Raw genomic sequence first — 11098 nt, 5'->3', positions numbered from 1 at the left:
GGCTGGCACCGCTCACGCTCAGAGCAGCGTCACGTTGTACGGCGTAATCGACGCAGGCGTGGTCTACGCAAACAATTCACACGTGCCGGGCTCGGCATCGTCCGGTCAGTCGTGGGGCGTTGGCAGCGGTACCGTCAGCAACACCTTGTGGGGCCTGAAGGGCAGTGAAGATCTGGGCGGCGGAATGCACGCCATCTTCAAGTTGGAGAGCGGCTTCAACGTCAACAACGGCGCATTGACGCAACCCAATGAAATCTTCGGCAGGCAGTCTTATGTCGGCGTGCAGTCGAACCAATATGGAACGGTGACGCTAGGCAAGCAGTATGACTCGACCGTCGATTACGTCGCGCCGCTTTCGGCTGCGGGTCAAGACCTTGGCAACAACCTGGCCGCTCACCCGTTCGACAACGACAACCTCGACAGCAGCTTCAGCATCAACAACTCGGTGAAGTACGAAAGCGCCAATTATTCGGGCTTTAAGTTTGGCGGGCTGTATGGCTTCTCGAACAAGGCTGGATCGTTTTCCGATAACCGTGCTTACAGCGCAGGCGCATCCTACGCCAATGGCCCGTTGAGTATTGCCACGTCCTACCTGCAGATCAACAATCCTGGCAACGGTGGCAACCCCGGCGGAGCGGTGTCCCCGGCTGACAACACTGCACCGTTTGTCGCTGCGCGCCAGCGTACGTTCGGCGCAGGCGTGAACTACGCGTTCGGTCCGGCGACTGTCGGCCTGGTGTACACCCACACCAAGCTCGATGGTCTTGACGCCATCAACACAAACGACGGCTATAGCGCGTTGTCGGGCAACAGTCTGCGCTTCGATAACTATGAACTCAATACCCGCTACGCGTTGACACCGGCGCTGAGTCTTGCGGGGGCATACACGTTCACGAATGGATCGTTCAGTACCAACACGGGCGATACGAAGCCGAAATACCACCAGTTCTCCTTGCTGGCAGACTACGGGTTGAGCAAGCGCACCGACGTGTATGTTGAAGGCGTTTATCAACATGCGTCAGGCGGTGATGGCGGGCTGCTGGGCGATGCTGCCATCAATGGCGTGAGCCCGTCGACGACCGATCAGCAGGTAGCGGTCACAGTTGGCATGCGGCACCGATTCTAAGGGGGCTGCTGCGGTGACTGGCATATTGTGCTGGTCACCGCGAGCTGAAGGGCATGTAGACACTTCAGGCATTGTCAAAGGCGCAGCTCATGGCTGCGCCTTTTTGATGCATCGAGCCCGGACCTGCCGGGCGTAGCTCAACTAGGCAAGCGGCTCACTTCGAACGAGTGCTGAACGGGGCGGACTATCGCTTCCTGCAGGCGCTCCAAACTTGCTTGGGGAATCGCAAATCCCGTCCAGCCCAGGCCCGTATGTCTCAACAGAAGCACTACACCGTCGAAAAGCGGATTTGTATCGATATACCAGCACGGATCGATCTCGATCGGGTATTCGTGCGTGAGAGACGGCTCTGTCGGCGGTGACGGGGAGAGAGCGGAGCGCATCCGTCCAAGGGTTTCGATCAGCGCATCGACATCCTTCACGTCGAGCATCGCAGCACTTGATCCGACGTTGAACCGTACGGCCTGATGGCCTCTCTCTTCAATTTTTTCAACCGACAGCATTTGGTACATCGCGACGCTCCGACGAGTAAGGTCCTGCCATTGTCTGCGTCGGTTGATTCGAATTTCTTAAACAACCCTCTGACGAAGATGAAGTTTTATTTAGAGTGGGCGCACTACAGCTAAAGGGCGCTTCAGCTTGCATAGTCTTTACGGGATGCTGACGCGGGCGGGTAAATGAAAAAAGATTCACGTTAAAGCCGCCCGCTGGATAAGGTGATTTCGCTAACCTGAACCTGCTCAAATAAATCGATGTCCTATCGATATCGAGCTTTTTCAAATACTCAGGAGATGCCATGAAGACGCTTTTGTTCACCCTCACACTCGCTGCAACGGCTTTCACAACCTCTGCATTCGCGCAGAGTGCGGCACCAGCCAACACTTCTTCTCCTGCGACTGCTCCGGTGATGCTTGCGCAAGCGGGCCAGTGGACGGCGCCCTATGGGCAGGCGACTCCGGAGAAGACTCGTGGGCAGGTCTACCGTTCGCTTATTCACGCTGAACAAGACGGCCAGCTCGCCTACCTCGACAAGAACGTCTACGCGCATCATTGAGCGCTGCGAGCGCGGTGACGTAGACGTTGAGCCTGCGTCACCTGCTCCAGAACGGTCGATCATGAGACTGTCACAGCTTGGAAAGCGCTGGCCGATCACGCATAAGCGTCGCGATTATGGCGAGGCGTTGCCATCGATCAGGATATTCGGATAGCGCGTACGCCTGAGCGTTGCCTTGTCGACAGTAATCGGCCGCGAGGTCGAAACGATAGTTGCTCGTCACGCCGTTCTTGCCCAGCGTGTCTGTCAGACCTTCGATCTCATCCCAATCGAGCTGGATACGCGGCGGCAGCCAGGTATTTGTAGAAGATCTTCGTGCCGCCCTCAAGGACGACCGCGTTCTGATCGGGCTCGAGTGCGCTCGCCCGGCCAGGGGTATGTCAAAATGTGATATAACGCTTTTGAATTGGCGACGGCCATCGTGGCGCGCTCAACCTCGTTTTCTCCCTGATGATCATTTCCGTAGCCGCTTATATGCGCCATCGCGGCTGGCAGGCGCGATGAATCTCGTACACTTGCGGCACGCGCCCATTATTCGACCTTCCTTGTGTCTTGGGATCGATCGTCCAGATGTCCTCGGCATCTGCGTACGGCGCTGACACAGTGGAAATAAACTTGATGGCTAATAAACGGCGAGAAGCACGGGACTGCAAATGAATTTCGGGCCACTTGCATTGCCCATGCATCCGTTGATTTTCATGTTCGGTGTCGCGGTGGCGTTGGCCGTGGCGCAATTCGTGGGTCACGGTGAGGAGAAACTTCAGCGGGCAATCTTCAGCAGCGTCTGGGTCGGGCTGCTCGTTGCGCGCCTGTCGTTCGTGGTTCGCTATTTTCCCGACTTCCAGGGAGACTTCCTCAAGATGTTCGACATCCGCGATCTTGGGTTCGACCTCATTGCGGGCATCCTTGGAGGGCTTTGCGTGGCAACGCGCTTTTTCTTTCGCTTACCCGCGATTCGCAAGCCCCTGCTGATCGCACTATCAACAGGCATATTGGCCTGGGGTGCGGCGAATGCGGCCGTCGACCTTTCGAAAGTCCCCGAAACCATTCCCGCGATCGCATTGATGAACCGCAACGGCGATTCGCAGCCCCTCACCGCAGCAGATGGGCGCCCGACTGTCGTCAATCTATGGGCGTCGTGGTGCGGTCCGTGCCAGGCAGAGATGCCGGTGCTGGCGCGCGCTCAAATCGATCATCCCCATGTCCATCTGGTCTTTGTGAACCAGGGCGAGACAGCGGGCCATGTTGACAGCTATCTGCAGTCGCGTGACCTGCATATCCGGAATTCGCTCCTCGATCCAGACCATGCCGTCGCGAAAGCAGTGGGCGCCGTTGGCTTTCCTACCACCCTTTTCTACGACGAAAAAGGCAGGCTTTTAGACGCTCATCTCGGGCCTTTCTCCAAAGCGACATTCAATCAGGCGCTTAGCCGACTTTATCCGCTCGTTATCTCGAAGGATTAGCGGAAGGACGCAACACTCGGCGTGTTGCAGCACCGCCTCCGCACCCCACCATTATCAGAACCCGAACCGAGGCCTCAACAATCGCCGCTGGATGGCTTGAGTTATAAGGTATCTTTACGTGTCGCCCTAAATCGGGCCAGCCATGCCGTCACGTTTAGACGGGTCGATTGTGTCCCGGTAGTATCCTGCACGCGCGACCGTTTCCGTCGCGCCCGTCTGGAGTTGTGATTTCCGCCGCTGGCGTCACAGGGTTCCACGTGACGTGTCCTCGGGCCAGACCTCAAGCGAAATAGGATTTTGAATGTTCGGTTTTCTACGCAGCTACTTTTCCACCGACCTGGCAATTGATCTCGGCACCTCGAACACATTGATCTACATGCGTGGCAAGGGCATCGTCCTTGACGAACCTTCCGTCGTGGCAATCCGTCAGGAAGGCGGCCCGAACGGTAAGAAAACCATCCAGGCCGTCGGCAAGCAAGCCAAACAAATGCTCGGCAAGGTGCCGGGCAACATCGAAGCGATCCGCCCGCTGAAAGACGGTGTCATTGCCGACTTCACCGTTACCGAGCAGATGATCAAGCAGTTCATCAAGATGGCGCGCGAAGCCAGGGTGTTCGCGGCGTCGCCGCGCATCATCATCTGCGTGCCGTGCGGTTCCACGCAAGTTGAACGCCGCGCAATCAAGGAAGCCGCGCAGGGCGCTGGCGCCTCGCAGGTCTACCTGATCGAAGAACCCATGGCCGCCGCCATCGGCGCCGGTTTGCCCGTGTCCGAAGCAACCGGCTCGATGGTCGTCGATATCGGCGGCGGCACCACGGAAGTAGGCGTCATTTCGCTGGGCGGGATTGTCTACAAGGGTTCAGTGCGGGTCGGCGGCGACAAGTTCGACGACGCGATCGTCAATTACATCCGCCGCAACTACGGCATGCTGATCGGCGAGCAAACGGCCGAAGGGATCAAGAAGGAAATCGGCTCCGCGTTCCCTGGCTCCGAAGTGAGGGAAATGCAAGTGAAGGGCCGAAACCTGTCAGAAGGAATTCCGCGCAGTTTCACCGTCTCCAGCAACGAAATTCTCGAAGCGCTAACCGATCCGCTCAACCAGATTGTGTCGGCGGTCAAGATCGCGCTTGAGCAAACCCCGCCGGAACTCGGCGCGGACATCGCCGAGCGCGGCATGATGCTCACGGGCGGCGGCGCACTGCTGCGTGATCTCGATCGTCTGTTGGCCGAGGAAACGGGGCTACCGGTGCTGGTGGCCGAAGACCCGCTTACCTGTGTCGTACGCGGGTCGGGCCTGGCCCTCGAACACCTGGACAAGCACGGCAGCATCTTCTTCTACGAATGAGGATGCCAGTGCGGGCGCCACAGCTTGGTCGCTCAACGGCCAGCTTCAGATGCAGCGCGCCTAAAGACCTAGGTCAGATTAATGACCGAAGTAGATCGACTTGGTGCCGGCATGGTCGCTGCCAAACGATCTAACCGCTGAACTACCCGATGCCGACGATCCGTCAGCGACGCCACCGTAACCGGCCGTAGCGCCGTTTTGCGCAGCCACACGCGCTTCCGCAGCCTGGAGCTGTACCGGATAGCTTGTGTCGTCGCCAGAGCCCGGTCTATAGCCTGCTTGTTCGAGTTGAACCAGTTCGGCGCGCACTTGAGCGCGAGTAACAGGGCCATTTGAAGCCGCACTGGCTTGAGCGAACGACGATGCGGCCGGAATAGCGAGAACGGCAGCTACGATGAGTGAATGAACGAGTTTCATGATGTTTGGCTCCAGACTTTGTTGTTTCGCAAACAACCGCTTGCGTTTCAGTGATTCGAGTCTAGGCGCTTCAAGCTGCCTGATTAAGGGCGTACTGAACAAGGGATTGTTGTGAATTGCGCGTTAACCCTTAGTCGATGCGAACTGCTTTGACCCTAAGCAATCGCAGCCAAGGGCTAAGCGATTAGCAATGGGATCGGTGATGAGATCGCTGACGGGTGCCACAAAGCTTTAGGGCCTGATGGCTGATGCGTACAGGCCAGAGGCTTACCCCTCCCTCTCGGAACGCTCAGCGATGCGACCTGAGGCTCATGCGCATACAATGTGGCCTTGGCCGCCTCCCGCGACGCCCTTAGCACCGTCATTTGGATTTCTCACGGTGATCACACCCTGATTCAACGCCCATAGCAGCGGACGCCAGCGGAGCGGTTTAGCTCAAAGGATTTTTAGCAAAGCGGACGCGGCTTTCGTGCCGCGCCTGCGACCATCGCAGTGCGCCTCTTTCGCTTAGCTAAAAATTCTCTGCCTTAGCAAGAATTGTATGATGTTCGTCAACCGATTGATGGAGTTCCGCTTGGCCACTTACGAAGTAGATTTTTTTCACAGCACGGTTGCTACACCCGAGACCTACGACAAACACGTGACTCAACACACGGTCACGGGCGTGCCCGATTACCTTCTGGGCGAAGCGGCCGTTGGGCACATCACGGCCCGCTTGCTCCATGACAATCCGACCTATCGACGGATCCGGAACCTGAAAATTCTCTCCGATCATGGCGTCTGACCTGACCTGACCTGACGGTGCGTTGCGGGATCCGGGAGCGTTGGGACAGCCGGCCGGACGCTTTAAGTGGAATGTCGGGCGGCGGCTCACGTCGGCCGAGTTTCGTCGGTTCACCCGTGTCACGCCCGAAGCGGATCGGTGGTTGGTGATCTTGCAATGTGTGCCGTGCGCCGCGTGATAAGCAGCACCCCACGCTTTTCAGGCAGCATCCCAAGCTTCACAGTCAGCACCCCACGCTGTTGATCCGTTGACGTTGCCCGGAGTCGCCTTGTCGCGCCAGGACGATTCGCAGCAGTGGGAAAAGATAATGGTCTTGGCAAAGACGATCGTAGGGTGCGATTTCGTTCAGGAAATGGTTGGAACCGGCTGCGACACGCAGACTCTTTCATTCGCGGCTGTTTGGGACTCCGTATCGCTTTTTGCGCCGCCGTACGCCGTCGTCATGCAATGAAATCCCGGGGTTGCTCCGCATTTTTTCAAGTTCGGGTGCGGCTTGCTCACCCGAAGCCCAAGAGTTTCTAATGCCAGTCCGCCGGGCACAATCCAGCCACTACCTTTGGATGAGGCGCAGTGCTTCTGGGCTGCGTCGCCCGCGGGTCAGCGCAGCGGCGCTTCATCGTCATCGTTGCAGCGTGGCAGGGACGCGCGCTACGGGCGGTGTCCTATACGCACGACGCAAGTAAGCGCAGAGCGGCTTTTCTATCGATAGATAGCAAAAAATCGAGACGCCGGTTAGAGCGACGAGGAATATCGAAAACTGCAATGGAGATGTCGCGACGCTCGGGACGGCGATTTTTGCGTATTTGAACAAAGGGACATGCAGGATATAAAAAGCGAAACTCGCTTCACCGAGGAGCACCATCACTTTGCTTCCTAGCAAGCGGCTAAGCGGGCCGGATGCGCGGGCGAGACAATAGAGCAGTGCAAAAAATACCGGGAACAACACAACCCGGGCGTGAAGATAGTTCGAGAACAACATTGCCGCAACGGCCAGCACGAGCGCGAGGGCGGCCGCGAGGTCAAAGGCCCATGATCGTTCCGATGACCTGTCCAGATACAGGCGTCCCATGCAAATCCCGGCGATAAACTCGGCAATTCTCAATACGGGCATGAAGTTGGCTGCATCCTGCGGCCATTGCACGGTTGAAAATGGTTTGGGCAGCATCGACACAACGATGGTTGGCACGACGGAGATCAACCAGCATAGGGCGATGAGGGCGATAAGGGCCCGCACGGTGCGGTGTTTGAGCGACGCGAATAAAAGCGGAAACAACGCATAGAAAAACGCTTCGGCCGACAGCGACCATCCTGGCGTGTTCCATGCGTTGGCGGTGGCCGGAATCCAGGCCTGCATCAAGGTGATCGACATCACGCCATAGAAGGCGAGCCTGGCATAGGTCCCGGGGCCGGGTCCATGGAGGGACACAAGATTGATGTAGATCAGCGGCGCGAACACAAGCCATCCCAACAGGTACATGGGATAGATCTTGGCGAATCGCGACAAGTAGAATTGGCTCGTTGCGGCCCTATTGACAGTGCTTACGTCCGAATGAGTGTAGGTGAGAATAAATCCGGACAACATAAAAAATAATTCGACCGGTTCGCCTGCGTTGTCGAAAAAATGGCCCGTGGGAATGTTGAGCGACGCGGCCAGTTGAAAGGAGAGGTGAAAGAGCGCGACGCTAAGAGCCGCGAGAAACCGCACGCCCGTCAACGCCGGAATAGCCGGCTTTCTCGCAGATAGTGCCATCGTGGTCCGTGAGTGTGCCGCGTACCCGAGTACGCATAAGGATCACATGGTAAGGCGATAAAAAATGCAAATTAATCGGCGCGAGAGTCCGCGAATTTTTTTAAATGGAATAAATGCGAGAAATTAATCTGGTTTTGGGCCGTGGCTACTAGCGCAGTTAGCGCAGATGACACGGCTGTAATCCCGAGGTCAGCTTGCGGTCATGGTTGGACGCTCAAAATGAGAGCCAGGCGTTGCTCATCGCGGGCAATACCATTCCACTGGCTTTGACGAGGTAACCATCATGAAAGCGTTGATCTGCGCTGTATTTGCCGCTACCGTTGTCGCGGTTCCGTCGTTCGCGTCTGCCCAGACGTCAAACCAAGTGACAAACGGACCTGTCACACGTGCAGAGGTCAGGGCCGATCTCGTGCAACTCGAGCAGGCGGGCTATCACCCGGAAAAAGACGATCCGTACTATCCCGCCGATGTCCAGGCCGCCGAGGCGCGCATCCACGCGGCTCCTGGCGCCGATGATTCATACGGTGGGGTAGAGAATAGCTCCGCTGTCGGAGCTGGCGCGCCTGCGGGTCCGACGTCCGCGGTCCCGATTGAAAATCACACGCTGTACTCGGGTCACTGATGACGGCTCGCGACGGCGCGGGCGGAGACCTGGAACCTCTCGAACGTCGCCGCGCGAGTTACCGAGCGACAGTGGTTAATATCCATGCAGAAAGGACGGCACTGCCCATCTCGGCCACCTGGGAGTTGGCCGCGCTTATCCGTCAAGCGCGGCCTTCCGAAAAGCTCGCCTTAGTCCTTAGTCCTTAGTCCTTAGTCCTTAGTCCTTAGTCCCTTAGTGCTTTACAACCGAGGCCTGATAGATCTCGTCGACGGCTGTCGCCAGCGTCGCGTCGAACTCGCTATCGCTCATCGACTTCTTGAGTTCGTTGATCAAGGCTCGGGAGAAGCTGGCGATCATGCCGTGATTCGCAGCAAGACGCTTGCAGGCATCGGTGCGCGTATAGCCGCCGGAGAGGGCCACTACCCGTGCGACTCGCGGATGATCAATCAACGGTCGATAAAAATCCGCAACTTCAGGAATGGTCAGCTTGAGCATGACGCGGCTGCCATCGGGCAACGCGTCGAGACCTTTGGTCAGCTCCGCCCGGAGGATGGCTTCCGCCCCCGCTTTGTCCGGACTCTTGATCAAAACCTCGGGCTCCAGGATCGGCATGAGTCCGTGTGCCGCGATTTGTGCACCGAGTTCGAACTGCTGCTTAGCGATGGCAGCGATGCCGGATTGCGAACTCAGGTTGATGACCGAGCGCATCTTGGTGCCGAAGATACCGAGTTTCACTGCACGCTCAAGCAGCGCGTCCAACCCGGGTATGGGCTTCATCAGGCGCACACCGTCGGCTTCGTCTTTGAGCCCCTTATCGACCTTCAGGAAGGGCACGACGCCGCGGTCTTCCCACAGGAAGGCCGGAACCGATTTCCCCTGAGCCTGTCCGTCCATCGTGGCTTCGAAAAGGATCGCCCCGATGATCTTGTCCCCGGCGAAGGCCGGCGCGGTGATGATGCGCACCCGCATCTCGTGCATCAGCTTGAACATCTCGTCGTCGCCGCTATAGGCGCTCTCAGGAATTCCGTAGAGCGCAAGCGCGCCAGGGGTTGATCCGCCACTCTGGTCCAGGGCGGCGATAAACCCCTGTTTTTCACACATTTGCGCCATCATCTTGTCATCAGCCACGAACGTTTCCCTCCTTCAATTACCAAACACCAGACCAAAGTTCATCGGTCCGGACCTATTGCTTTCGATCTTATAAGTGTAACTGGCATTGGCGCCTGAGCTTCTCAAAACAGCACAAGGGCTGGCAATAAGCCGCTCAGGCTGCTTGAGTTTGGCGGCTGCCGCATAGAGTCCTGCAAATTAATTTACGCGTTCGACAGCGATTTGTAAAACACACGGATGTCATTCCCGTGACGGCCTCGCACCGTGTGAGCCGGCGCGTTGGGCGGCTTCATTATCTGGCGCGCACGGCCGGATAGACCACTAGCTCGCCTAACACCCGGATCGCATCGTTGATCCTGGGACTCCACGGATGGCCGAAGTTCAGGCGCACGCAATTCTCGAAGGCGTGTGTGGCCGAAACGATCGGCCCCGGAGCGAGGCTGATGCCTTGCTAGATCGCAAGACGGTGCAGTTCCATCGCATCGATCGCATCGGGGAATTCAAGCCACAAAAAATATCCACCCGCGGGATGCGTCCGTCGCACGCCTTGTGGCAGCCAGCGCTCGATTGCGGCATCCATTTCCTGCAATTGCGTGCGCAAGGCCCCACGCAACTTGCGCAGGTGCCTGTCGTAGCCGCCGTGCTGCAGATAGTCCGCCACGCCCGCCTGCACCGGGATGCTGGCCGATAACGTCGTCATTAATTCAGCCGCTGCACCTTGTCCGTGAAGCGTCCGGCCGACACCCACCCGATCCGGTAGCCAGGAGCAAGCGTCTTCGAAAACGAACTGCGATGCATGACGAGCCCTTGTTTATCGAATGCCAATGCGGGCAGCGCATACTCGGGTTGGAAATGCAGTTCGCCATAGACGTCGTCCTCGATCAACGGCACCTCATGTTGGGCAAGCAACTCGACCAAAGCCTTCTTCTTTTCGAACGACAGCGTCACGCCTGTCGGATTCTGGAAGTTCGTCATAAACCAGCAAGCGCGGATCGGATGCTTTTTCAGGGCCTCGGCGAGTGCGTCGAGATCCAGGGTGCCGGCATTCATTTTCTTATGCTTCGCAGTAGAAGGAAAGCGTCGTCGCCTGGCGATTTCGCCGCCGTGAGGGATATACGCGGGATACGCGCTTCTGGAGGGATGGATCGCCGCCTTGCCCTAAGCCATCAAACGGCCTTCGATGAGCACACATTGAAGCGGCGGCGCTTAGAGCGAGTCGAATTGAATCGGAGTACGTAATGGTCGTAAATGTTGAAGCCCGCCATGACATGTTGGAAAATTTGGATGCCGGCGTGGCCCCATCACGGGCCTGGAACGCTCAGGGCACGTCGACGCGCGCGCAACGCACAACCGTTCGCGCGGACAGAGGTATCCGGCATTCCTTCTGAGGAGAGACATACTGCTACCCAGTCACACCCCACGGTTCAGGGCAGGCCCTACTGTGC

General features: G+C 57.7%; 10 protein-coding genes and 1 pseudogene. 6 read left to right on the top strand and 5 right to left on the bottom strand.

The features are described 5' to 3' along the window. On the top strand, positions 1–1126 hold a 1126-nt coding region (locus WCA53_RS34300), incomplete at its 5' end, for a porin (RefSeq protein ID WP_423922726.1). Positions 1127–1263: 137 nt separating this feature from the next. Here the strand turns inward: WCA53_RS34300 and WCA53_RS34295 are convergent. Next, entirely contained in the window at positions 1264–1638 is a 375-nt protein-coding gene (locus WCA53_RS34295) for a hypothetical protein (RefSeq protein WP_423922723.1), read from the bottom strand. 284 nt (positions 1639–1922) lie between these two features. Between WCA53_RS34295 and WCA53_RS34290 the strand changes: the two genes are divergently transcribed. From WCA53_RS34290 to WCA53_RS34280, 3 genes are all read left to right on the top strand, one after another. Further along, on the top strand, positions 1923–2180 hold the full coding sequence (locus WCA53_RS34290) for a DUF4148 domain-containing protein (protein ID WP_423922719.1): 258 nt from the start codon (positions 1923–1925) through the stop codon (positions 2178–2180). A gap of 653 nt (positions 2181–2833) precedes the next feature. Further along, positions 2834–3643, top strand: coding sequence for a prolipoprotein diacylglyceryl transferase family protein (locus WCA53_RS34285; RefSeq protein WP_423922714.1), 810 nt, complete (start codon positions 2834–2836; stop codon positions 3641–3643). Positions 3644–3944: 301 nt separating this feature from the next. After that, positions 3945–4988, top strand: coding sequence for a rod shape-determining protein (locus WCA53_RS34280; protein WP_423922711.1), 1044 nt, complete (start codon positions 3945–3947; stop codon positions 4986–4988). 78 nt (positions 4989–5066) lie between these two features. Here the strand turns inward: WCA53_RS34280 and WCA53_RS34275 are convergent, their stop codons facing one another. Then, a complete protein-coding gene (locus tag WCA53_RS34275) occupies positions 5067–5405 on the bottom strand; it encodes a DUF4148 domain-containing protein (RefSeq protein ID WP_423922708.1) in 339 nt (112 codons plus the stop codon). 574 nt (positions 5406–5979) lie between these two features. Between WCA53_RS34275 and WCA53_RS34270 the strand changes: the two genes are divergently transcribed. Beyond that, positions 5980–6189 carry a hypothetical protein gene (locus WCA53_RS34270; protein WP_423922705.1) on the top strand — a complete coding sequence of 70 codons (210 nt, stop codon included), beginning with the start codon at positions 5980–5982 and terminating at the stop codon, positions 6187–6189. 619 nt (positions 6190–6808) lie between these two features. On the opposite strand, the gene WCA53_RS34265 is transcribed toward WCA53_RS34270, so the two are convergent. Continuing rightward, entirely contained in the window at positions 6809–7939 is a 1131-nt protein-coding gene (locus WCA53_RS34265; RefSeq protein ID WP_423922701.1) for an acyltransferase family protein, read from the bottom strand. Positions 7940–8222: 283 nt separating this feature from the next. Between WCA53_RS34265 and WCA53_RS34260 the strand changes: the two genes are divergently transcribed. Beyond that, positions 8223–8561 carry a DUF4148 domain-containing protein gene (locus WCA53_RS34260; RefSeq protein WP_423922697.1) on the top strand — a complete coding sequence of 113 codons (339 nt, stop codon included), beginning with the start codon at positions 8223–8225 and terminating at the stop codon, positions 8559–8561. A 213-nt stretch (positions 8562–8774) separates the two neighbouring features. Here WCA53_RS34260 and WCA53_RS34255 read toward each other — a convergent pair whose 3' ends face one another. Together WCA53_RS34255 and WCA53_RS34250 are read right to left on the bottom strand one after the other, a co-directional pair. Then, positions 8775–9671, bottom strand: a complete 897-nt coding sequence (locus WCA53_RS34255) for a fructose bisphosphate aldolase (RefSeq protein WP_423922693.1) — start codon at positions 9669–9671, stop codon at positions 8775–8777. Between the two features lie 274 nt (positions 9672–9945). Further along, a pseudogene (locus tag WCA53_RS34250) lies at positions 9946–10688 on the bottom strand (PLP-dependent aminotransferase family protein); the annotation flags it as partial. Positions 10689–11098 lie beyond the last annotated feature (410 nt).

It is taken from the genome of Caballeronia sp. (genome assembly GCF_049581465.1).
In the GTDB taxonomy this organism is placed as follows: Bacteria; Pseudomonadota; Gammaproteobacteria; order Burkholderiales; family Burkholderiaceae; genus Caballeronia.
The sequence above is the reverse complement of the archived record's forward strand: the minus strand, read 5'-3'. Positions and strand labels throughout refer to the sequence as shown.

Coding starts and splice junctions, on each gene's coding strand:
- WCA53_RS34265 (WP_423922701.1), bottom strand. CDS start 7,939: ATGGCACTATCTGCGAGAAAGCCGGCTATTCCGGCGTTGACGGGCGTG.
- WCA53_RS34295 (WP_423922723.1), bottom strand. CDS start 1,638: ATGTACCAAATGCTGTCGGTTGAAAAAATTGAAGAGAGAGGCCATCAG.
- WCA53_RS34280 (WP_423922711.1), top strand. CDS start 3,945: ATGTTCGGTTTTCTACGCAGCTACTTTTCCACCGACCTGGCAATTGAT.
- WCA53_RS34260 (WP_423922697.1), top strand. CDS start 8,223: ATGAAAGCGTTGATCTGCGCTGTATTTGCCGCTACCGTTGTCGCGGTT.
- WCA53_RS34290 (WP_423922719.1), top strand. CDS start 1,923: ATGAAGACGCTTTTGTTCACCCTCACACTCGCTGCAACGGCTTTCACA.
- WCA53_RS34275 (WP_423922708.1), bottom strand. CDS start 5,405: ATGAAACTCGTTCATTCACTCATCGTAGCTGCCGTTCTCGCTATTCCG.
- WCA53_RS34285 (WP_423922714.1), top strand. CDS start 2,834: ATGAATTTCGGGCCACTTGCATTGCCCATGCATCCGTTGATTTTCATG.